The organism is Sphingobacterium sp. SYP-B4668, from assembly GCF_027627455.1.
GTDB lineage: Bacteria > Bacteroidota > Bacteroidia > Sphingobacteriales > Sphingobacteriaceae > Sphingobacterium.
In genome coordinates, this window is the sequence record NZ_CP115483.1 from 1,593,888 (window position 1) to 1,618,865 (window position 24,978).

Here is a 24,978-nt window from a genome sequence, read left to right on the forward strand (position 1 = left end):
TACATCGGAAAAAAAAGCTGAAAGAGTTGATCCCTCTCTCAGCCTTGATCCGGTTTTCAAATATCAACAAGGGCCGCAAAACCACTTTATGTTTAACAATCAAAAACCATCCAAAGGTAATGAAAAAACACATACTAACCTGTGGGTATAGGAGACTATTCCCAATTTTTAAATGCCTAATAGTCATGAAATTGATCGTACTAATTCTTTTTGCCAGTATGACCTATCTCCAAGCGGATGTGTACGGTCAGGCAGTAAGTCTGGTGAAAAAAGATATCGCAATCGTCGATTTGTTTAGAGAGATAAAAAAACAGACGAGATACAATGTTATCTGCGATTCGGAAATCATCAACGAGACCCCATTGCTCGATGTCAATCTGAAGAACGTGCCGCTCCAACAAGCTTTGGACCGTATCCTGGAGCCACGAGGATTGGCATTTGATATCAGGGACAGGAACATCATCATTAAGAAAATAGCGACCGATAGACGAGCTACACCTAGAGGAAATAGGGGAACCCTAGAGGAAATGACGCAAGTGAAAGTCGCTGGGGTTGTCGTAGATAGCTTGACAGGTACACCGCTATCAGGTGTTACAATTAGAAATCAAATCACGAATGAAGCTAGTGCTTCCGATCAGAACGGTATATTTTATGTGACCAGTAGTGGCAACAATTTAGAGCTTGAACTATCTCTAGTGGGCTATCGAAGAAAGAAAATCAATCATCCGCCCAACCAAAGCCAATTAAGGGTCAAGTTGGCTCCTGTATCGACAGAGATCGACGAGGTGGTCGCTATTGGATATGGTACTGTCAAGAAAAAGGACTTGACGGGTGCCGTTTCCTCCGTAAATATGGAAGAGCTGAAGCAATTGAACCCCGTGAGTATTAATCAGGCTCTGCAAGGTAAGGTTGCTGGCGTGGTCGTCAATCAGGCCGACGGTGCACCTGGTGCTGGAATTAGTATCCAAATCCGTGGAGCCAATTCTTTCTCCACCAGCACTGAACCGCTCTATGTAATCGATGGTGTACCCTTCAACAGTGGTGAGGCACCTACTACCGATTATGCAACCAAGCAAAATAACAATCCGTTAAACCTGATTAATCCTAAAGATGTCGTTTCTATAGATGTACTGAAAGATGCATCTGCTACGGCCATCTATGGTTCGAGAGCGGCCAACGGCGTCATCATCATCACGACCAAGTCTGGTAGTAGTGGAAAGACAAAAGTAGATTTTAGCACAAATTTGTCCACATCTAAAGCGACCAAATATATGGATGTGTTAGATGCCGCCACCTATGCTGAATATCGCAATGAGCAGGTCCGAAATGGATATCTCTACGATGGACGGCAGCAAGTACCTGATAGTGATTTGCCTTTTCCGCTTCCAGGACGCTACAGTTACAAATTGGCAATCGACCCGATCACCGGGCAGGAAGTCCGTATAGACAGTACCTATATGCCTAGTCCGGATGATTTTAGAAATGGGTATATGAACGGAGGGACCAACTGGCAGGACCAGATCTTCCAGACGGCCTTTTCTCAAGATTATAACCTGAGCATGTCGGGTGGGGATGCCAAGGGGCAGTATCTCTTTTCTTTAGGTAGCTTGGACCAGCAAGGCATTATCTTGAATTCGTATTTCAAACGCTATAATGTACGCTCTAACGTGAATCGAAAGATTACAGATTGGTTTGAATTGGGAAACAACCTAACGGGATCTAAGTCTGAAAACAGATTGGCCCGGACCAACAGCGAGACCTATGGTATCATCCCCTCTGCTCTGGGATATAACCCTACATTCAATATCTTTGATCCTGATCAACCGTCGGGGGTAACCGAAGATTCATCCACCGGGTTGGGCAACCCTTATCTCTATGTTCGTACAGCCAAGAATATCCTGGGCTCATTGAACCTTTACAACAGTTCCTATGCCCAGGTCACGCTTACAGACAATCTCAAGTTTAGACAGAATCTTGGCTATGGGTTGAGCCAAAATAAGCGAAATATTTACTACAACCGTTTCGTTAGTGGGGGGATAGCACCCGTAAATGGATATGGGGAGCAATCGGATAATTACTACGAGAGCTTGACTGCTGAATCCTTGTTGTCCTTTAATAAGCGAATCAAAGACATGCATCAAATCGATGCAGTGGTGGGCTGGTCTACCGAGACCGTACGCTGGGGCGGTAAAGGAATGAGTGGATCGGGCTTCCCGAATGATATCACCGAAGAGAATGATATGGGAGCTGCTCTGATACAAAATAGAAGTACCTCCAGCAAAGGCAAGAGTTCGTTGATGTCGTACTTTGGAAGGGCAAACTATATCTTCAACGATAAGTATATGGTCACGGCAACATTCAGACGAGATGGGTCTAGCCGCCTATCCAAAGAAGGACGCTGGTCCAACTTTTCCTCAGCGGCAGTAGCATGGCGACTCTCAGATGAAGAGTGGGTGAAGGACCTAGGCATCTTTGACTTGTTAAAATTAAGGCTAAGCTACGGTCAGACGGGTAATCAGGGAATCTCAGCATATGCTACTCGCTCCCGGATGACTTCACAGCCTTATCCTTTGAATGGTAGCATCGCAAGCGGATTTGCCGAAGATAGATGGGGAGGTCCCGCTGCGCCTAATCTGAGATGGGAAACCACCACACAGCGCAATGTTGGATTGGATGTCAATATCCTTGAAGATAGACTCAGCTTGGTAGTGGACTATTATCAGAAGAAAACAAAAGACCTACTACAGTATGCGTTTATTCCTATGAGTACGGGGTTCAGCAGTATCGCAACCAACTACGGCAACGTAGATAATAAGGGGTTGGAGATCACGGCCAATCTTGCGGTACTCCGCGAACGGGAGTTTAAATGGAATGTCAACGGGAATATCTCGTTCAATAGAAATACAATATCTGGATTGGAGGCCGACCAATTCTCTGATGTAGCTTGGGGGATAGAAAGTGTATTCTTGAGACGGAATGGACATGCTATCGGAACACTGTACGCTTACCAAGAGGATGGATACTTTGATAACGAAGCCGAAGTACGGGCAAATCTGGCCTATAGAAATGAGTCTGACGCCAAGATACGAAGTATGATAGGACAGGTCAAATATAAGGATACCAACAGCGATGGTGTTATCGATGATCGCGACAAGGTAATCCTAGGGGATACCAATCCTGACTTTACGTATGGCCTGACCAACAATTTCAATTACAAGCGCTTTTCATTGAGCTTCTTTTTGCAAGGGACGAAGGGCAACGACATCTTGAATGTCAATCTCAATAGCTATGACTTATCGGGGTCGGTCAATATGCCACAGTTTGTCTGGGACAATAGATGGACGCCAGAGAATGCGGAAAACGCAACCTTCCCACGGGCAGATAATACCTTCACTCGCTCGCTAAAGGCGTCGAATAGATTCATCGAGGATGGATCTTATCTTAGACTCAAAAATGTAACTTTTGGGTACCGTTGGGATAAGCCTATCCCGCTGTTGGAAGCAATCAATTTTACCCTTTCGGCAAACAATCTATTCACCATCACGAAATACCGCTGGTTCGATCCGGACGTGAATACGTTTGGTGGTGATGCATCCAGAAGAGGGGTCGATATGGCATCCTATCCAACTGCTAGAACTATTTCTTTCGGAGCGAATATTACATTCTAAACTAAAATGCACACTATTATGAAAAAGATATGCTACGCATTGTGCGCGACAGTAGTGCTGTTGATGACGACAGTCTCCTGTAAAGATTTTTTGGATGAAGAGGCCTACACGTTTGTGTCGGGAGAAGACTTGATACAGGCCAAGAATTATAATGAGTTGATTTCAGGGGCCTATACGACCTTGGCCTACCCCTTTGAATGGGGCAACTACCACAATGTGGTCAACTTTGATACGGACTACCAGTCTGGTCCACTGTGGGCATTTGGGGCACTAGGGGCTGGTAATTTTTATGAAAACGGATCGGTAAGAGGATTTTACCAATCATATTACCAAGCGATACACCGCTCCAACTATCATTCTTATTTGATTGCCCAGATGGATCTACCGGAAAATGTCAAGAACAATGCGCTAGGACAGCTTGCTTTTCTGAAAGCATGGTCCTATTTCAACCTTGTCCAGTTCTTTGGGGAGGTGTGCCTGTACAAGACCTCGGTATCAGAGGGGGCACCCCTGGCTGTGCCGAGATCGAGTGTCAAGGAGGTTTATGAATTTATTATCGAGAATCTCAAATTTGCAGAGGTAGCGATGTACTCGACTAGGGATGCGGGCTATGAAAAAGGACGGGTATCCCGGGGTGCTGCGAAAGCGTTGTTAGCTAAAGTGTATGCGACGATTGGGTCGGCAAGCATGCCTACGGGGAGTCAAATCAGTGTGTCTGGCGGGCCATCTTTCACCCTTGATGACGATAAAGTAAAAGTGCGTACTCCTTTTCCGATAAAAGTGACCTTCAGCAAAGATCAAGTAGGTGGATATGCGGCATTCGACTCGAAGGAATACTATAAACTGGCGATGGACAAGGCTAAAGAATTGATCGATCTAGGAGATTTTGACTTATACGGCTCACAACAGCAGCTTTGGAGCCCATCCAGTAAAAATGGTCAGGAATTTATCTTTACACTGCAAACATTGGCTGGAAATGAATCCTTGAGTAATTTCGTGGCGACGGACTATTCGGGTTATTTTCTTGAAAACGGCCAATTGACATCGGGATATTATGTACAACGTGACCACTGGTATCAAATGTTTGATGATGGGGACGAGCGCATCACGTGGGGGGTACGTCACCGTACACCATTCTCTTTTGATGAGACCACCAACACGCTGATGTACTCCTATTATCCGGCCAAGGACAGTTTAAAAGTGAAGCAGGGAATCGATGGCTATCAACCTACGGATATTTTGCGCTACGATGCCCATCTATATGGATCCAAATTGACCAAGTTTACGCAAATATCAGTCCCCTTGGACGGCAAGCGCACGGATTTCAATTTCCCTTTTATGCGCTATGCAGAGGTCTTGCTCCTATATGCCGAAGCAGCTAATGAAGTGAACAATGGTCCTACGGCCGAAGCGATTCATCAAGTTGAAAAGCTGAACCGCAGAAATAAAAGTAAACTGGTGTCGGCTATACATGTCGATAACCCTTGGACACAGTTGTCTTTCCGATCATACATTTTAGAGGAAAGAGCTAAAGAATTTGCTTCTGAGGGAATTCGTCGCTTTGATCTCCTGCGTTGGGGTATTTATCTGCAGACCATGAATGCTTTGGGTGGGACGGATGAAAACGATGTCATCAAACGTCGAGAGGCCAAACATCTCTTGATGCCACTTCCCGCTGACGAGATCAACACCAATGAATTCATTGACGTCAATAATCCCGGTTGGTAATGAGTATTCATCAAAATGAAATTTGAAATGAAAAATATAATAAGACTATTCGGCTGCTTCGTCTTTCTTTTCGCATGTATATCCTGTGAAAAGGACGAAGCGACCTCTTCAGGTGTACCAAAGGCTGTAAAGATAACCAGCATGAAGGACCCCAATACAAATATTGATAAAGGGAATATGGGCGACTGGATTGCACTATATGGTGAGCATCAACAACAGCCAACAGCCATCAGATTCAACGATGTAGAGGTGGATCTTAAACAAATATATATAGAGAATGATGTCATATACCTGCAGGTGCCTGTAAAGATGCCACAGGAGGTCAATGATAGGATTATGGTGGTGACCAATGCTGGACAGGTGGAGTACCCCTTCGAAGTGAATATCCCCGACTTGGAATTGACAGGGATGTTCAATGAATATACTTTACCGGGTGATACAATCAAGATTTATGGAAAATTTTTGGAATTGTATGAAGTGGACAGCTCTACGACCAAAATCTCTTTTGATGGTATTGAAAGTCCAGTAATCTTTGCTAATGATGTCTACTTGACGGCTCGTGTACCACTAGAGGTCAAGAGCAACATCAAAGTGAAAGCAATCAACAGCAAATTTGATGTGACGGCGATATGCAAGGGATACTACCGAGATAAGAACCATGTCATCACGAGCTTTGATCCAGACTTTCCGTATGTGAGTGCGACGGGGAAGCAATGGCTAAGTACAGGGCCGACTCCCAAACCGGTATCGGATACCTATATTCGATTTGAAGTCGATCAAACAAAATATCCTGATGGACTCGGTTGGTTTTACCTGATGGAAAATTCCTTTGATTATGATTTGGATATGTTGAAAAATCCAGATCAATATGAGCTGAAATTTGAATTGAATATGAATGTACCGATTCAAAAGACGAAATTTTTCATCTATTATTATTGGGCGTATAATCCAACCGCTATTGGCAGTGAGTATTTCAATGTACAAAATTTGAATACTTGGCAGACGGTTACCATTCCATTGGATAAGATTATGCCAATGGGCTACACAGGTACGAGTACAAGCTATTCCCTCAATTTCAGGGTCGAAAATTTTGCGCCGGTGGAGCGTGTAGCTATGTATTTGGATAATATCCGGGTTTATAAGAAAGGGTCGTAACATGAGAAATTCACTATTGATGATTATGTGTTCGATCATCGCTCTTTTTTGCTGTGGAAAATCACCCCAACAAAAACCTGCTGCTGATAGCGAACTGTTTATTGGAGATTTTCTTCAACCGTATCTGGTTGCCAATTGGAGCGATGCGCAGTGGACTGCCCACTTCGAATCGTTGAAGGAGGTTGGTATAGATCATCTGGTATTTGCCGCTGCTGTATTGGAGGACAAGCAGGGACACAAGACGTCCTTATACCCCTCTACGCTTGCGGGTGTGGATTTTGGATATCGAGTAGACTTGATTGAACGGTGCTTGCAGATGGCCGAACAAAATGGGATAAAAGTATTTGTTGGCCTCAATTTCAGTGAGAACTATTGGGACGTATACTTTAAAAAACCGTGGTTCTTGGATCAAATGAAAGCAGGCAATGCTATCGCCGACGAGTTGTACACCAAATACAAAAAGAAATTCCCTACATCGTTCTATGGATGGTATTGGGTATGGGAAGTGGATAATTATAATACCCGAAGTATGGCAAGTGAAGAGAGCCTAATCGAGGGATTACAGACCACCGTGACCCATATCCAGAAGCTAAGCCCAGAGATGCCAATCATGCTGAGTCCATTTATGAATTCGCAACTAGGGGAGGCCAAATCCTACGCTGACATGTGGGGGCGAGTATTTCAAAAGGTTCCCTTTCGGGCTATTGACATCTTTGTCCCGCAGGATTGTATCGGTGCAGGTGGATTGAAATTGGGCCAGTCTAAATTGTGGTTCCAAGAGTTGTCGAAAGCTGTTGACGCTCATTCCAAGATACAATTTTGGGCAAATATTGAAAATTTCGATCAACGATTTTGGACTTCGGCAACACTCGATCGTGTGATACAACAGATTGAAGATGTCAAACCCTTTGTGGACAAATTTATCACGTTCTCATACTCGCATTACTATAGTCCGACCGTGAAGGGACGCAATTTCCACGAAGGGTATAAGTACTACACGCAGTACCTGGATCGGCCAATAAAGGAAAAGCCACTGCAACCCATTTTAACAAGTAAGGAACCGGTAGCCGATGGTATAAAAATTAGTTGGGAAAATCCGAATAGCATAACCATGGCTGTAGGGTATCGAGTTTATCAGGGCAACGATAGGATCCTGGAAAAGGAGCAGGTCCAGAAAACCAATGTGGAGCATATTAAAGTGCCCATTACAACAGGGAAATTAAGATTGGTGGTGTATAATGAATGGGGCATGGAGTCGAGTGCCATAGCTTTATAAGCGTGGGTAACCAAAATAAAATCGTTTAATAATTATAAAATCTAAAATTATGACAGAATTATCAAGGCGTAAATTTATTAAGAATGCCGGGGCACTCGCCGCGGGTTTTACCATCGTTCAGAGCCACGTGCTGGGGAAGGCATTGGGTCATGTGGCCCCAAGCGACAAGCTCAACATTGCGGGTGTCGGTGTCGGTGGTATGGGCCGTCGTAACCTGGCCAACATGAAGACGGAGAATATCGTTGCGCTGTGCGACGTAGATTGGCGTTATGCCAACAAGACCTTCCAGGACTATCCGAAAGCGGAGCGTTTCCGGGACTGGCGGGAGATGTTCGACAAGTTCGGATCTTCCATAGACGCGATCATGGTGGCCACGCCGGACCATTCGCATGCCGGTGTGACGGCGCATGCGATGACCTTGGGCAAGCACTGCTATACGCAGAAGCCCCTGACCCACTCGGTGTACGAGTCCCGTCTGTTGGCCAAGCTCGCCAAGAAGTACAAGGTGGCCACGCAGATGGGCAACCAGGGCAACTCGTTTGATTGGTGCCGGGAGATAGCCGAATGGATACACGCCGGGGCGATAGGTGAGGTTACCGAAGTGCATTGCTGGACGGACCGTCCGATCTGGCCCCAGGGGCTGATGAAGCCCAGTGGCGATATGGCTGTGCCCAAGGACCTGGACTGGAACGGCTTCATCGGTTCGGCTGAGATGCGTCCGTATAATGCGGTCTATACCCCATGGAACTGGCGGGGATGGTGGGATTTTGGGACTGGTGCCCTTGGTGACATGGCCTGCCACATCATGGATCCGGTGTATTGGGCCCTGGACCTGAAATATCCGAGCAAGGTGATCGGCAGCTCAACTTTGAGCAACCTGTACTCGCCGCCCCATGCGCAGATCGTGGAGTACACGTTCCCGGCGCGCAAGTCCGTTGGCAATGTGAAGATGCCGGAGGTGAAAGTGAGCTGGTACGACGGAGGGTTGCTTCCGCCGCGTCCTTCGGAACTCGCCGCAGGAGAGATGATGGGCGATTCCAACGGAGGTATCATCTTCATCGGAACCAAGGGCAAGATCATGACGGGCTGCTATGGCATGAACGCGACGCTTTTGCCCAAATCGCGGATGGCCAATTTCACGAAACCGAAGGCCAAGTTTGCCCGTATCCCAGGTGGCAACGGAGATATCTGGAATACGAATGCACATGAGCAGGACTGGATACGTGCGTGCAAGGAGAGTGCCGGCAGCCGTAAGGAGTCCAGTTCTCACTTCGGTTTTTCGGGTCCGTTCAACGAGACGGTGGTGATGGGCGTGCTTGCCGTTCGGCTACAGGGCCTCCACCGGGAATTGCTGTGGGATAGCGAGAACATGAAGTTCACGAACATCTCTGCCAACGACAAGTTGAACATCGTATCTGTCGACGACTTCAAGGTCATCGATGGGGACCCGACGTTCGACCGCAGGTTTATCGAGATGAATGCGCAGGAAGCGGCCAATGAGTGGGTAAAGCATACCTATCACAATGGGTTCAGCTTGCCACCGATGCCGAACAGCTAAATTTTTTCATATTGTTGAGCAGCATTTTCCGGTGAAAACTGGAGAGTGCTGCATTTTTTGACAGCATCAATCCATAAGCTACTTCACCTGATACTGCTCGGCAATCCAATCTGCAAAATTGTAGTACTTATTGATTTGTCGTTCGTTTTTGTCAGCCCGTATACTGTTGAAATGATCGGCTAGCTTTTTTAACTTCATTTGCTTCCAATGATTTCCGCGGCTGCGGACATCGTCTTTGATAGTTTGAAACAGCAATTTTTCGCTTTTGTACAATTTGTCCCGCTTGGCAAACGTCCTTTTGAAGGCGCGTATCTCATAGTCCAGATGCTCGTGGTCTTTTTGTTCATAAGTGATGATGAGGTTGAGGATACGCATTACCCTACAAAGGAAAGATTTCGTGCCTAGGTGCAGATGTCCCTGTTGGATTAGCTTGTTCTTGGCGGCCCGATAGTCTTTGTGCATAAACGCGACGATGCTACAAAGCAAGGTATATTCTAATACTTTGTCATCAATGGCATGGACATCAAATAGTGGGGGGTGTTGCTGGATTTGTTGCAAGAGCTGTAGTGCACTATGGGCATCTTTGTTGCCGATGTGCATCGTGAGCGAAAAGTTTAGATGAGATAAACGGACGAGAGAAAGGAAATGTTCGGGATGATTTTGCAGACAAAAGGTATTTAGGGTCAGCAGGTATTTGTTCATCTCACGGTGGTAGCCAATGCTTCGCAAACTATCCAATATTCCATCAAGGGTAGAAAGATAGTCGTAAGGCGGACTATTCCACTGTTGCCTGTGTGAGTCGAATAGGTCATTCAATTGTTGGAATATCTTAAGGGCAGAATGATAGTCGCCGGTATGGATGAAAAAGAAAGATTGAAAGAGTAAATGCAATTTTTGCAGGGAAAACTGATTTTTGCTACCTCGCACGGAAAGGCTTAACTCGGCTAATAGCAAGTCTTGGGTCATCTTGCTGTCCTTGACGATCTCTCCACTGAGCAAGCGATGCTGCAATAACTCGTAGAGGCTGTAGTGCTCATGTAGTTGTTTGGAATGGAGGATGCTCGACTTACTTTTCATCTGGATGTCAATGAGGTCTTGCTCGCTCATGTCCTCGAAATTGGTGGTGGATAGGTAGCTCAATTCCATCCGCAGGGCTACTTGTAGCAACTCGTGTTGCTGGGCCTGTTCGGCTAGCGTCTTGACCTTACCCAGTTCGAAAAGTGCTCGTCTATCAATGGATCGTTCAAAGAATAGACGAGTCATCATGAGGCCATACAGCTGCCTATACCAGTCGTCTTGCTCGATTCTAAATTGCAAAAGATGGTCGCCCAGCAATCGGATGAGGTAAAGGGCTGTGCTCTCAAGGGCGACTGTGGGATGTAATTGACCGAACTCGCGGATGATACTGATGGTATCTTGCTGACTGTTGCTTTGGATGAAGTCATAAAGTATATAGTAATTGGTCTTTTTTTTAGAGTCACCGATTTTGAGCTGGAAATGCCTCTTTTCGACTGTTGATAAAGACTGTATAAGTCGGATCAAATCTTTTATTATCATATAGAAGTTTAAAAAATGGGGATTTTATTTTTTATAAAATGGTTAAAATCAAATATATAATATTTTTTACTAAGTGTGGGTTATATTTTTAAAAATTTATATAATTTAAAAATTGGCCTTTTATTCTTGATATAACCTATTACTTTTGAAATACAGTATAAACCAACAAATACGTAAAACTTAGTAATATATATGAGTAGCAATAAAATTATTGTAGCAGGTAGCATGAATATGGACATGGTCGTGAAGACCACACATATCCCTACACCGGGAGAGACAGTCTTAGGTGGTGATTTTTTTATGAATCCGGGTGGAAAGGGCGCAAACCAGGCCGTCGCTATTGCTAGACTTGGTGGCAATGTTTCCTTTATAGGTAAAATCGGCAATGATATTTTTGGAAAGCAATCATCTCAACTCTTTGATGATGAAGGGGTGGATACGGGAGGAATTCTGTCGGATGATGAGCTTCCTTCGGGCATAGCACTGATTACCGTTGATCAAAAGGGTGAAAATAGTATCGTAGTGGCTCCGGGAGCAAACGGTAGTTTGGAGCCGAAGGATGTAGAAGAAGCCTTCCAACGATATACGGATGCAATGATTCTATTGGTACAGTTGGAGATACCTCTACGTACAGTGGCACATGCGATCAAGATTGCGAAAGAAAGAGGAATGACCGTCATCCTCAATCCTGCTCCTGCGGCGGAAATTGATTCAGGGCTTTTTGAGTTGATAGACATTATCACGCCCAATCTCAATGAAGCGGAAAACTTATCCGGAGTCAAAATTGTCGATTTGGATACGGCTAAGTTAGCCTGTGAGAAAATCAGAGAAAAAGGGGTGCGCAATGTGATTATCACTTTAGGGGAGCTGGGAGCTGGTGTATTGGAAGAAGGAGAATTTTTCCATGTGAGTTCCCCAAAAGTTGAGACGGTAGATACGACTGCGGCAGGTGATGTATTCAATGGAGCACTAGCGGTAGCCGTGGCGGAAGGTAAGTCCATACGGGATGCGGCCTCATTTGCTTGTATAGCGGCTTCCATAGCGGTGACCAAAATGGGGGCACAGTCGTCCATCCCCTATCGCAATGAAGTGGTGCTCCGGATGGTGTAACGAATAACAATCATTAATCCTAATAAACCCTAAAAATATGTTTATCATCACAAGTTATACCCTAGCCATTGTTTTCTGCTCGATTACTATGATTTGTTGGGGGTCATGGGCCAATACTCAAAAGCTAGTACAGCACAAAATGCCTTTTGAACTATACTACTGGGACTATGTCTTGGGGATATTTATCATCGCACTGCTCAGTGCATTTACGATGGGTAGTATCGGCACGCAAGGGCGCAGTTTTCTGACAGATATTGTACAGGTGAGTCCGGAGAATCTAGGTAATGCTTTCCTGGGTGGGGTGGTGTTCAACTTGGCGAACATCTTACTAACAGCAGCTATCTCTGCAGCGGGTATGGCGGTGGCTTTTCCAATAGGAATAGGACTGGCACTGGTCATTGGTGTCATTCTGAATTACCGCTTAGAGGCCAAAGGAGATTTGACCTTACTCACGATAGGGGTATTGCTGGTGGTGCTGGCAATCGTATTCAACGCTGTGGCATTCCGCAGGCACAAGGGGGAGCGTGATAAAGGCAAGGTCGGGAAATGGGTGTTGGTATCTATCGTGGCTGGGATTCTGATGTCGACTTTCTATCCTTTCGTCGCTAAAGGCATGGACCTTGAAAACTTTGCAGCTCCACAAGCAGGCAAAATGACGCCTTATACGGCATTTGTAGTCTTTTCGATAGGCATCTTGATCAGCAACTTTGTGTTCAACGGTATCCTGATGAAAAGACCACTCTCGGGTAGTCCGATTGCAATCGGAGCCTATTTTAAGCTCGGATTCAAATATCACCTCATTGGATGGTGTGGCGGAATCATATGGGGTGTAGGCAATCTCTTCAATTTGATAGCAGCAGGAAAAGCGGGGCCGGCAATCTCGTATGGATTGGGACAGGGCGCGACATTGGTCGCTGCACTTTGGGGAGTCTTTGTCTGGAAAGAGTTTAAAGGAAGTACTACATCTACCAATCGGTTGATAACGGTGATGTTCCTGTGTTTTATAGCAGGGCTAATCATCATCATACAAGCTGGTCAAAATTGATCGGGAATTAAATAATAACATATTATAAACGTAATACCATACACATGATGATACAGACATTTATAAAAGGATTGACATTGGCTTTACTGGTTTCTCTGGCAGGAACTTCTTTAGCGCAAAAGGCTAAGTCATCTACTTTGACAAAAGCGCAGCTGTTGAATAAAATAAAAGGGGGCTGGGCTGGTCAAACAATAGGTACGACCTACGGCTGGACCAATGAATTTCAATATGCAGGAACCTATATTCAGGATTATGAGCGTATTCCATGGCATAATGACTATATAAACGAAGCGATGCGCGTATTCCCTGGGCTTTATGACGACGTCTATATGGATTTGATGTTCATGCATGTATTTGAAAAAAAAGGATTGGATGCACCCATGGAGGAGTTTGCAAAAGCTTTCGCCGATACTGAATTCCAGTTGTGGCATGCCAACCAAGCGGGGCGTTACAATGTCCAAAATGGTGTGCCTGCTGATCGGGCGGGTCATTGGTTGAACAACCCCCATGCCGATGATATCGATTTTCAAATCGAAGCAGATTTTGCAGGCCTCATGAGCCCAGGCATGCCGCAGGCGGCAACAGATATTTCGGAACGTATCGGTAAGATTGTCAACTCAGGAGATGGCTTATACGGTGGCGTATTCGTAGCGAATATGTATAGTTGGGCATTTGTGTCTGATGATATTCCTACGGTAGTTAATAATGCGCTGAAATCTATTCCGAAGGAAAGCAAATTCCATCAACTGATCAGCGATGTCATTAAATGGCACAAACAGTATCCAAAGGATTGGAAACAAACTTGGTTCCTCATCCAAAGAAACTGGGCGGAAGAGGTCGGCTGTCCGAGCATGGTCTTTCATCCCTTGAATATCGATGCCAAAATCAATGCTGCATATGTCGTCATGGGCCTGCTCTACGGCGAAGGCGACTATACGAAAACGATCGAAATTGCAACTCGAACGGGACAGGATTCGGATTGTAACCCGGCGACAGCCCTTGGTATATTGGGGACTATGATCGGCTATGACAAGATTCCGCCACTGTGGATGGAACCACTACAAAAGGCCGAAGACAAAAAATTCAGTCACTCGGAGTATGCACTGAACGATGTCTATAAGGTAGGATTGCAACAGGCGTTAGAGAATATCGAACGTAATGGTGGCACTATCGCTGGTGAACAAATCACGCTTCCAAAAGCGAGTATCAAAACGGCTGCTTTTGAAGAGAATTTTAAAGGGCATTTCCCGAAAGAGCGAATCAAATTGGAAAAAATCATTACCGATACGATATCCTTCGAATTTGAAGGTATAGGATTTGTACTTCGTGGTGCGTCCCGCTCATCAAATGCGAATGATACAGCTCCTGTGATAGCTGAACTTTATATTGACGGTAAGAGAGTGGAGACGGCTAACTTGCCGTGGCAAGCAAATAAAGCACGGGCCGATTTATTTTGGAGATATCAACTGCCTAAAGGCAAGCATCAAGTAACCATTAAAGTGAAGCAGGCTACAAAGGCACAGGATTTATGGATTGCAGACTATTTGGTCTATGATAATGTAAAGACGAGTGGCATTCGGATAGGAGGGCAGCATGACCATCATTAGAAGCGGACTTACGTTCCTCTCTTTATTGATATGCACCGTGTTGTGGGGCCAGGAGCCGATAAAGGTGATGAGTTACAATATCCGTATTGCAAGTCCACCTTCAAAAGGATGGGGCATCACTGAAATTGATTCTATTGCTGCCGTAATAAATCGGAGTAAACCTGATTTGGTAGCTCTGCAGGAGGTGGATGTGCGCACCTCCCGTTCTGGAAAGGAATTGGATCAAGCGCAGAAGCTGGGGGAGCTGACAGGCATGCACGCTTTCTTTTCAAAGGCTGTGGATCGAAGCGAGGGGGATTATGGTGTCGCTATACTTTCCAGATTTCCGGTGGTGCGAGCCGATGCCTATCGTATTTATTCTCCCGATTCGACGCTGAATGAGAATAGGGCACTGGCAGTGGTGGAAGTAAAACTGGAAGGAGGTGCTCTTATTTTTGCTTCCTTTCACTTGGATCATTTGAATGACACGGTCAGGGATTTTCAACTTGATCAGATACTGAAGCATCTGAAAAAATACAAGAACAAGCCCATTCTGATGGGGGCGGACCTGAACATGGATAAGCGCAGCAGGTTATTTACGAAAATAGCGGATCAGGGGCTTCATATCTTGGAAAACAACCGTAAGAGCCTGACTTTTCCGAATGATAAACCCAAAACGACTTTGGACTATTTCCTGTTTAACACGTCTTTTCAAAAACGTTTTAAGGAATTGGACTTTATGGTACTCACAGCAGAAAGCTACGCTTCCGACCATCTGCCTATTATCTTAAACTTAAATCATAAACAAACCAATGAACAATACTAATTTCTCACGTAGGGATTTTCTAGGGAAAATGCTAATAGGCGCTACGGCGATAGGAGGTGTAAGTCTAATGCCCAACAGTTCGGGAGTGCTTGCTGACCGCAGTAAGCTCAGGCTTTCTAATAAAAGAATCGGTATCATCGGGTTGGACACTTCACATAGTGAGGTATTCAGCCGGATGATCAACGAAGGGAAGGAGGATATGCTGGGTTTCAAAGTAGTGGCCGCCTATCCGCACGGAAGCAAAGATATAGCCTCGGCTCTTCAAGAAAAGCCGGGCATCATAAAAGCTGTCCAGGCGATGGGAATTACCATCGTGGACAGTATCGAAGAACTGCTCAAGCAAGTGGATTGCGTCCTGTTGGAATCTAATGACGGACGTGTGCACCTAGAGCAGGCTCTTCAGGTATTTAAGGCTGGGAAGCCGGTATTTATAGATAAGCCAATTGCTCAGAACTACGCACAGGCAAAGGCGATATTTCAAGCTGCAGAAAAGTACAAGGTCCCTGTATTCTCTTCTTCGGCGTTGCGTTATGATGTCAATGTCCAAAAAGTAGTGCAAGGAAGTATCGGTAAGGTAACCGGTGCAGATGTGTATACGCCCGCTGTTATGGAACCGAGTCACTTAGACCTTGCTTGGTATGGCATACATGGGGTGGAGATGTTGTTTACGGTGATGGGGTGCGGCTGCAAAACAGTAAGCCGTGTTCATCAAGAAGGGACCGATCTACTGGTCGGTGTTTGGAACGATGGTCGGATTGGGACCGTGCGTGGTATCCGACAGGGAGCCAGCAACATTGCAGGAACAGCTTTTGGAGAAAAGGGAATTGCGCCGTTAGGGCCGTTCAGTACCTACGAACATTTGGTCAAATCCATCGTACAATTTTTTGCTTCGGGAGTGGCTCCGGTATCTTCCAAAGAGACGTTGGAAATCTTTGCCTTTATGCAAGCGGCTGATGCAAGTCGAAAAAAGGGTGGGGCAGCGGTCGGGCTCCAATTGTGAAGCAGTGACAAGTAACACTGAAAATCTCCATTCGGTGCAAATCCTACCACTATAGACTCCTATTGGAACCGCAATCAAAGCGGTTCCAATATTATAAATACTATTTTATTTCTTTAAAAATATTATTCATAAATGCTTGTTGTTAAAACAAGTGTTGTGAATTGGAGGTGTTATACTTGATTTTGAACTTTAAACCTGTTTGTTATTTATTGTTTTATGTATGTGTTGGTCATTTATTAAATAAAAACAATTAATAAAGCTTTTAATATTAAATTTTATTTTTAATTTAGCTTTTGAATACATCACTAATATGAGAGCCTATCAAGAAGGAGTGATGTTCAAGACCATACAAACCGATTACAATGTTGAATAAGCACAAATGACCTAGATTATGAAACAGATAAACTATCTATGCCTAGCGCTAATCCTTTTGCTGAGTGTATCTTCGGGGTGTATGGCCCAAGTAAAAACGACTAGTGAAAAGAGCGTCAGGATATCCAAAAGCAGCCTCCTGGACAAAATAAAGGGTGGATGGGCCGGACAAAATATAGGTGTGACCTATGGAGGGCCAACCGAATTTCACTACTGTGGTGTCATGATGCCGGACACTGTACCTCTAAAGTGGTACGATGGCTACATGAAGGAAACCATGATCAATATCCCCGGTTTGTACGATGATATCTATATGGACCTTACTTTCTTGGATGTATACCACCGTCTTGGACTGAATGCGCCTGTAGATTCCTTTGCCAATGCTTTTGCATATGCTACGTTCCCGTTGGATCAGGCAAATCAGGCTGCCAGATATAATATCCTCCATGGAATTCCTTCACCCAAATCGGGACACTGGCTCCACAATCCGCATGCGGACGATATTGACTTCCAAATTGAGTCGGACTTTATCGGGTTAATGTGTCCCGGAATGCCCAATACGGTTTCAACTATTAGCGACAAGATTGGGCATATCATGAACTACGGCGATGGTTGGTACGGAGGCGTATACATGGGGGCCATGTACGCGCATGCATTTGTGAGTGATGATGTGCAGTATATCGTGGAGGAGGGATTGAAGTCAGTCCCGCAAAAAAGTGAATTCTATCAATGTATTGCAGACGTCATTAAATGGCATAAATTATACCCGAACGATTGGAAAAAAAACTGGCAACTGCTGGAAGATAAATGGTCGAATGACCTCTGCCCAGACGGCGCATTGATGCCTTTCAATATCGATGCTAAGATGAATGCGGCTTATGTAGTACTTGGATTACTGTATGGAGAGGGAGATTATGGGAAGACACTAGAAATATCGACTAGGGCAGGGCAAGACTCCGATTGTAACCCTTCTTCTGCTGGTGGTATATTGGGTACGGCATTGGGCTACAATGCAATACCAGCGTATTGGAAAATGGGGTTGAAAGAAGTCGAGGATCTCAACTTTAAGTATACCGACTATTCGCTGAATAGAGCTTATGATACCAGTTACAAGCTTGCATTGGAGGTTATCAAAAAAAATGGTGGGAAGATAGTTGGCGATGAGGTCATCATCAAAAAACAAAAGCCTAAAGCTGTGCGATATGAGAAGAGTTTTCCTGGATTGTATGCCAATAGTCGTACAGATCATTATGTAACAATACAGGATACGAATAGCATTTCGTTCACTGGTCGAGGATTTGTATGGCGGGGTACGTACACGGGGGTGAAGCAATACGCAGCTGACTATACCTTTATCGTGGATGTCTATATTGATGGAAAGAAAACCGAGCGGGTAGAGTTACCCACAAACAACTTAAAGCGTAGACGGGATATTTGCTGGGACTATACGTTGGACAATGGCCCGCACGTGGTGAAGTTGGTGTTGACCAATCCCCATCCGGAGTATGAACTGAAATCATTGACCTATACGGTATATGGACCTAAGAAATAACACATAAAACCATGCAAATCATGAAATGTAACCTATGCTGTATTCGGCTATTATAGCCGGATATGGCGTGATTTAAACCTAACTAACCCAATTATCTATTTTAAACTTTCTTAATTATGAAAGAGTTTTTGTTTTTTCGCCACCTGAGATGGCCCGACCAAGAGCGTGGCAATAGACCCGTATGGCTGGCTTTACTATTTGCCTTATTTTGGACAGTAGCCGTTCCCAGCCACGGGGAGGCAGCCACAATACTACAGGAGACCATTACTGGACAGGTGTTGGATAGTGCTGATAATCCGTTAACGGGAGCATCTGTCGTCATTAAGGGGACAGGCATAGGGACACAAACGGACAAAGATGGCCGATTTGAACTGGCTGCTACCGGTAAGGAGGTGGTGCTGAGTATAACCTTTACGGGTTATGTGCCACAAGAGGTGAAAGCAAAGCAAGGCCATGTCCTCATCCGCTTAAAAGAGGTGCGTTCCGACTTGGACGAAGTAGTGGTCGTCGGCTTTGGTACACAAAAGAAATCGGATATGGTTGGAGCCGTGACTTCTATCAAACCGTCTAATCTGCGCGTGCCAGCGAGTAACCTGACTACCGCATTGGCCGGGCAGGCTGCTGGTATTATTGCTTATCAGCGGAGTGGTGAGCCTGGGCAGGACAATGCAGACTTCTTTATCAGAGGGGTGACTTCATTTGGCACAGGAAAAGTCGACCCGCTGATTTTGATTGATGGGGTGGAGCTCACGGTGACTGAATTGGCGCGGTTGAGACCTGATGATATTGAAAATTTTTCGATCATGAAGGATGCTACCTCCACGGCGGTGTATGGTGCGAGGGGTGCCAATGGAGTAATTTTCGTGACGACCAAACAAGGGAAAGAAGGGCCGGCCAGCATATCATTTAGAGCGGAGAGCTCGGTGGCCACTCCGACCAAGAACGTAGAATTGGCAGACCCTGTTACCTTTATGCGGCTCTACAATGAAGCACAGTATGCACGTACACCTTTTGCGGAACCCCTGTACTCCCAAGAAAAAATAGACGGGACGGCCGAAGGGCTCAGCTCGATTATATATCCAGCGACGGATTGGAGAAAGGCCTTGTTCAAGGATTATACCCTTAATCATCGATATAATCTAAACGTTAGCGGAGGGGGGAAGGTAGTACGTTACTACGTGGCGGGCTCTTATGCCAAGGACAACGGAGTGCTCAAAGTTGATCCTGTCAACAATTTTAACAACAACATCAAGCTGAAAAGCTATACCCTCAGGGCCAATGTCAATATCGACCTGACTAAATCCACAGAATTGATCGTGAGGCTGAATGGTAACTTTGATGACTATACGGGGCCAATAGAAGGTGGGGCTGATCTGTATAATAAGGTAATTAAAACCAATCCAGTAGATTTTTTACCATATTATCCTAAAGTCGGGGATAAACAACACGTCCAACACATTATGTTTGGCGGGGTATCTGATCGTCAATTTTTGAATCCATATGCTGACATGGTCAAGGGATATAAGGACTACGATCGGTCATTGATGATGGCTCAAATGGAGCTTAAACAAAACCTGAGCTTTGTAACGGAAGGATTGACGTTCCGATCCATGTTCAATACAAATAGAACGTCAAGGTATGATATTGTCAGAGCTTATAAGCCTTTTTATTACGAAGTAGATGCTTATGATAAGCGGACAATGGAATATTCGCTTAAAGGATTCAACCAAACTACCGGCGAGGAGTTTTTGAGCTTTGGACTGGACGATCAGTTGCGGCAACAGCACAGTGTTTTCTATTTAGAATCGGCGTTGAACTATAGCCGAGTCTTTGGCGGGAAGCACTCTCTTAATGGATTGTTGGTCTATATCATGCGGTCGGGGACCGATGCCAAAGGGCAAAGTCTACAGCTGTCGCTTCCGAGTCGTAACCTAGGGGTGTCCGGGAGAGGAACCTATTCTTACGATAGTCGTTACTTTGCCGAGTTTAACTTTGGATACAACGGTTCCGAGCGTTTTCATGAATCCAAACGATATGGATTCTTCCCTTCGGTGGGTTTAGCTTGGAGCGTGTCGAATGAAAAATTCTGGCAACCCTTGCAAGATAAAATCAACAAGTTGAGACTACGGGCTACCTATGGCTTGGTAGGTAATGATGCTATTGGACGTCCTCAAGACAGATTTTTCTACTTATCGAACGTAGAAATGAATGCTGGTGGACGGAGTTACTTCTTTGGGAGAGAAAGTGCATACGGTCTGAACGGAATCAACATCACCCGATATTCTAACCCGGATATTACATGGGAGACATCCAAGAAAGTAAACCTGGCGTTGGAGTTGGGGTTATTCAATAAATTCAATTTGCAGGCAGATTTCTTTACGGAGAGACGGACCAATATCTTGATGGATCGTGCAGATATCCCTTCAACCATGGGACTTACGGCACCCGTCATGGCCAATGTAGGAGAGGCTTCTGGACGTGGGATGGATATGTCTATGGACTATGCACACACATTTGGTAACGGTGTATGGTTGCAATTACGCGGTAATTTTACTTACGCCACTAACAAGTATGAGGTATACGAAGAGCCTACTTATGAAAAAGAATATTGGAAGTCGAGGATTGGGTATCCCATCCAACAGCGCTGGGGATACATTGCCGAACGACTGTTTGTAGATGATAATGAGGTGCAAAATGCGCCAGCACAAAATTTTGGGACACCAAATGTCGCCGGAGACATCAAGTACAAGGATGTCAATGGAGATGGTCAATTGACCGCACTGGATATGGTGCCTATTGGCTATCCAACGATTCCAGAGATTATTTATGGAGCAGGATTTTCGCTGGGATTTAAGAATTTTGACGTATCTGCTTTTTTCCAAGGATCTGCTCGGAGCTCGTTTATTATGGATCCTCGTTTGGTACAACCTTTTGTCTCTGATCCGCCAGACGTGGTGCCGTACATAGAGGGTCGACATCAAATATTGAAAGCATTCGCAGACAATCATTATTCACCTGAAAATCCAGATTTGTATGCCTTGTGGCCACGATTGAGTGTCGAGAATCACGCCAATAACATGCAACCGAGCACCTGGTGGATTCAAAATGGTGCATTTTTTCGGCTTAAGCAAGCCGAAATTGGGTATAGTTTGTCCGATAACGTAGCCAAAAAGATACGAGCAAAGAATTTGAGATTTTACCTAAGTGGGTCTAATTTGTTGCTAATAAGCGGTTTCAAAATATGGGATATAGAAATGGGAGATAGAGGTCTAGGCTATCCGCTTCAGCGTGTATACAACTTCGGGCTTAATGTAACTTTTTAATCCAAATGATCATGAAAATACTTGTAAGACTACAGATAGCACTGCTCTTGATCATGAGCACCTCCTGTAATAAATATCTTGACATCGTACCAGATAATGTGGCCACGATTGATTATGCATTTCGGATGCGGACGACGGCCGAAAAGTACTTGGCAACATGTTACTCTTTTATGCCAAAACTAGGCGATATGTATGCAAATCCGGGCATGTTTGGGGCGGATGAGCTTTGGCTATCAAAAGATAAAAATTGGTGGAATAACTGGGTGACGGCCTTGGGGCAACAAAATGTCAACAATCCGCAATTGGATTATTGGAATGGCTACAACGCCTCCACTAATCTTTGGATGGGTATCAGTCAATGTAATATCTTTTTAGAGAATATCGAAAAGGTGCCGGACATGGATGAAGTGGAGAAGCGACAATGGAAAGCGGAAGTGAAATTTTTGAAAGCCTACTATCATTTCTTTTTGCTGCGGATGTACGGTCCGATCCCCATCATTGACGTCAACCTACCCATATCAGCATCGGGCGAAGAAGTGCGGGTATATCGTCAACCTGTTGATAAGGTGTTCGATTATATTGTCCGTGTCATTGACGATGCGACTATCGACCTACGGAAGAATGTGCGTGATGAAAATTCGGAATTGGGCCGTGTCACCATGCCGATAGCTAAGGGTTTCAAGGCTAAGGTATTGGTTTATGCAGCAAGTCCATTGTTTAATGGCAATACGGAATACGCGGGCTTCAGTGGTAAGGACGGGGTCGTACTTTTCAACTCGACCGTCGACCAAGAAAAGTGGAGCCGAGCACTACAAGCGTGTAAGGAGGCTATCGAGGTCGCCCATGAAATGGGGCACAAACTTTATGAGTTTGAAGGGAGTTTACAGACCAAGGATATCTCAGAGGATACCCGATTGGCGCTAAATATTAGGGGCGCAATCACGGATCGGTGGAATCCAGAAATCATTTGGGCGAATACAGGCAGCACCACCCGTGGACTCCAAGTATGGTCTGCTCCACATGTGCTCGAACCAGCCCATATTGGTGTGTCCGAGCCCAATGGAAGCATAGGGGTGACCATGAAAATAGCCGATCTATTTTATTCAAAAAATGGAGTTCCCATTGAGGAGGATAAGGCCTTTGAATACAACGATAGGTACAGCTTGAAAGTAGCGACGGAAGCGGATAAATATCAGGTGAAAGAGGGGTATAGTACTGCAAAAATTCACTTTAATAGAGAAGCCAGATTTTATGGAACACTGGGATTCGATGGCGGCGTTTGGTATGGACAGGGAAGATACGATGACAAAGATCCCTATTACTTGCAGATCAAAAAGGAGCAGATTGGAGGAAAGGAAGGTATCAGTTGGCACTCTGTGACGGGATACTATGCCAAAAAATATATTCATTATACCAATACTACCGTCAATCAAAACACGTATACGACTACCAACTGGCCTTGGGTGATGCTGCGGCTTGCCGATCTCTATCTGTTGTATGCGGAAGCTGCAAATGAAGTGGGTGGGCCATCTGTGGATGCTTTCCAATATCTAGATTTGATTCGTAAGCGTTCGGGTTTACCTGCAGTACAAGTTGCTTGGACTGCACATTCCAAAAATCCGCAGAAACCTAATACCAAGGAAGGCTTGCGAGCCATCATACGGCAGGAGCGAGGCATCGAGTTGGCACTGGAAGGCGAGAGATTTTGGGACTTGAGGAGATGGAAGACGGCACCTGAGCAACTGAACAAACCGATCAAAGGATGGGATGTGGATCAGGTATCTTCAGAGGCCTACTATCGGGAGAAGGTTTTGTTCAATCAACGCTTTAGCTTGAAAGATTATTTTTGGCCAATCCGTGAACACGATCTCATCGTCAACAAGAATCTGGTACAAAATCCAGGATGGTAAACTAATAAAGGAAAATAATCATGAAAATACACGTCATATCATTACTTGCCGTTGTTCTTTTCTTTACGCAATGTAAGGAAATGGATCATGGCCCCTTATCTACATCTGACGGGAACCCGAGTCCTGTGACTGGTGTGCATGTAGAAAATACACCAGGAGGAGCGAAGGTGTCCTATACGTTGCCTGGTGACCCCGAACTATTATATGTGATGGCCAAGTTTCCTAGCGGGGATGGTACGAGCACACGGACGGTCAAATCATCGGTATATGCTAATTATCTGGTATTGGATGGTTTTGCAAGTACAGCAGAAGTGGAGGTAGAGCTGTACAGTGTCAACCGAGCGGAAAACATGTCGGAACCATTGCGAATTAAAATCAAGCCGGAGAAGCCTTATCTGGAAGATGTCTTCGAATCACTCGAGGTAGAAGAAACTTTTGGGGGTATCAATACGCGATTTGTCAACCCGATGGGAGGTGAGTATGTATTGCATACCTTATATAAAAATGCAGAAAACGAGTGGGTACTATACGATCGGTTATATACAAAATCTAAAGGACGGGATTATGCCGTCCGCGGGCTCTTAGCAGAGCCAACAGCGTTCGGATTTTATTTCACTGATAAATGGCGCAACAGATCGGATACCTTGTTACGCAATATGACTCCTTTGTTTGAAGAGCGTCTTGATAAATCAAAGTTTAAACATTTCCCCTTGTTGACAGATACTTATGAACCTGAATATGCATCATGGGCAATTGAAAATCTATGGGATAACGATCCGAATAAAATCTTCTATGTGAAAGCGGGATTGCCAGGAGCAAAGGTGCCTAATTGGTTTACAATAGACTTAGGTGCTGTACAAAAAATCAGCCGGATGCGTGTCAATCAACTCGCGTACGCGGAAGCGTGGATGTTTGCCGCGGGCGCACCCCGTGTATTCGAAATCTATGGTAGCAATGCGCCCCCATCAGATGGAAGTTGGGACAATTGGACGCTGCTGGGCTCTTTTGAATCGATAAAGCCATCTGGTTTGCCACTAGGGGAATTGACTTCGGAAGATATTGCGGTAGCCAAAGCGGGAGAGGATTTCGAATTTGCGGTCTCTACACCAAACGTAAGATACTTGCGTTTCAAGACGCTCAAGACTTGGTCTGGGCAAGTGACCATTGCTATGGGGGAAATGACCTTGTGGGGGCAGACCATTCAAAAATAGATATCTGAAACAGGAAATAGTGGAATAAAACGAATCCGTATACGAAATATTCATGTAGCACATGCTGCACAAACACGAATGACCGCGAGGCGGCATGCCTA

General features: G+C 45.0%; 15 protein-coding genes. 14 read left to right on the forward strand and 1 reads right to left on the reverse strand.

Going from position 1 to position 24,978, the window contains the following annotated elements; translation table 11 throughout:
* Positions 1–185: 185 nt before the first annotated feature.
* Genes OQ289_RS06855 through OQ289_RS06875 form a run of 5 tightly spaced genes read left to right on the forward strand, consistent with a single transcriptional unit; the run spans position 186 to position 9,385 of the window.
* Complete coding sequence (locus OQ289_RS06855) at positions 186–3,668, forward strand: TonB-dependent receptor (protein WP_270089987.1); 3,483 nt, start codon at positions 186–188, stop codon at positions 3,666–3,668.
* An 18-nt stretch (positions 3,669–3,686) separates the two neighbouring features.
* Positions 3,687–5,396: a RagB/SusD family nutrient uptake outer membrane protein gene (locus OQ289_RS06860; protein ID WP_270089988.1), complete on the forward strand. Its 1,710-nt coding sequence runs from the start codon at positions 3,687–3,689 to the stop codon at positions 5,394–5,396.
* A 27-nt stretch (positions 5,397–5,423) separates the two neighbouring features.
* Entirely contained in the window at positions 5,424–6,551 is a 1,128-nt protein-coding gene (locus tag OQ289_RS06865; RefSeq protein ID WP_270089989.1) for a glycan-binding surface protein, read from the forward strand.
* 1 nt (position 6,552) lies between these two features.
* Positions 6,553–7,827, forward strand: coding sequence for a DUF4434 domain-containing protein (locus OQ289_RS06870; protein WP_270089990.1), 1,275 nt, complete (start codon positions 6,553–6,555; stop codon positions 7,825–7,827).
* A gap of 49 nt (positions 7,828–7,876) precedes the next feature.
* Positions 7,877–9,385 carry a Gfo/Idh/MocA family protein gene (locus OQ289_RS06875; protein WP_270089991.1) on the forward strand — a complete coding sequence of 503 codons (1,509 nt, stop codon included), beginning with the start codon at positions 7,877–7,879 and terminating at the stop codon, positions 9,383–9,385.
* 78 nt (positions 9,386–9,463) lie between these two features.
* Here the strand turns inward: OQ289_RS06875 and OQ289_RS06880 are convergent, their stop codons facing one another.
* A complete protein-coding gene (locus tag OQ289_RS06880) occupies positions 9,464–10,942 on the reverse strand; it encodes a hypothetical protein (RefSeq protein ID WP_270089992.1) in 1,479 nt (492 codons plus the stop codon).
* 192 nt (positions 10,943–11,134) lie between these two features.
* On the opposite strand from OQ289_RS06880, the gene rbsK reads away from it, so the two are divergent.
* The 9 genes from rbsK (at position 11,135) to OQ289_RS06925 (ending at position 24,877) form a co-directional block, all read left to right on the forward strand.
* On the forward strand, positions 11,135–12,052 hold the full coding sequence (rbsK, locus tag OQ289_RS06885) for a ribokinase (protein ID WP_270089993.1): 918 nt from the start codon (positions 11,135–11,137) through the stop codon (positions 12,050–12,052).
* A 37-nt stretch (positions 12,053–12,089) separates the two neighbouring features.
* Positions 12,090–13,097 carry a GRP family sugar transporter gene (locus OQ289_RS06890; protein WP_270089994.1) on the forward strand — a complete coding sequence of 336 codons (1,008 nt, stop codon included), beginning with the start codon at positions 12,090–12,092 and terminating at the stop codon, positions 13,095–13,097.
* A 44-nt stretch (positions 13,098–13,141) separates the two neighbouring features.
* Entirely contained in the window at positions 13,142–14,704 is a 1,563-nt protein-coding gene (locus OQ289_RS06895; RefSeq protein WP_270089995.1) for an ADP-ribosylglycohydrolase family protein, read from the forward strand.
* Positions 14,691–15,509 carry an endonuclease/exonuclease/phosphatase family protein gene (locus OQ289_RS06900; RefSeq protein ID WP_270089996.1) on the forward strand — a complete coding sequence of 273 codons (819 nt, stop codon included), beginning with the start codon at positions 14,691–14,693 and terminating at the stop codon, positions 15,507–15,509. Before OQ289_RS06895 ends, OQ289_RS06900 begins: the two co-directional genes overlap by 14 nt.
* Positions 15,496–16,509, forward strand: coding sequence for a Gfo/Idh/MocA family protein (locus OQ289_RS06905; protein WP_270089997.1), 1,014 nt, complete (start codon positions 15,496–15,498; stop codon positions 16,507–16,509). Before OQ289_RS06900 ends, OQ289_RS06905 begins: the two co-directional genes overlap by 14 nt.
* 391 nt (positions 16,510–16,900) lie before the next feature.
* Positions 16,901–18,433 carry an ADP-ribosylglycohydrolase family protein gene (locus OQ289_RS06910; protein ID WP_270089998.1) on the forward strand — a complete coding sequence of 511 codons (1,533 nt, stop codon included), beginning with the start codon at positions 16,901–16,903 and terminating at the stop codon, positions 18,431–18,433.
* Between the two features lie 116 nt (positions 18,434–18,549).
* Complete coding sequence (locus OQ289_RS06915) at positions 18,550–21,756, forward strand: SusC/RagA family TonB-linked outer membrane protein (protein WP_270089999.1); 3,207 nt, start codon at positions 18,550–18,552, stop codon at positions 21,754–21,756.
* An 11-nt stretch (positions 21,757–21,767) separates the two neighbouring features.
* Positions 21,768–23,666: a RagB/SusD family nutrient uptake outer membrane protein gene (locus OQ289_RS06920; RefSeq protein WP_270090000.1), complete on the forward strand. Its 1,899-nt coding sequence runs from the start codon at positions 21,768–21,770 to the stop codon at positions 23,664–23,666.
* Positions 23,667–23,686: 20 nt separating this feature from the next.
* Positions 23,687–24,877: a DUF5000 domain-containing lipoprotein gene (locus OQ289_RS06925; protein ID WP_270090001.1), complete on the forward strand. Its 1,191-nt coding sequence runs from the start codon at positions 23,687–23,689 to the stop codon at positions 24,875–24,877.
* Positions 24,878–24,978 lie beyond the last annotated feature (101 nt).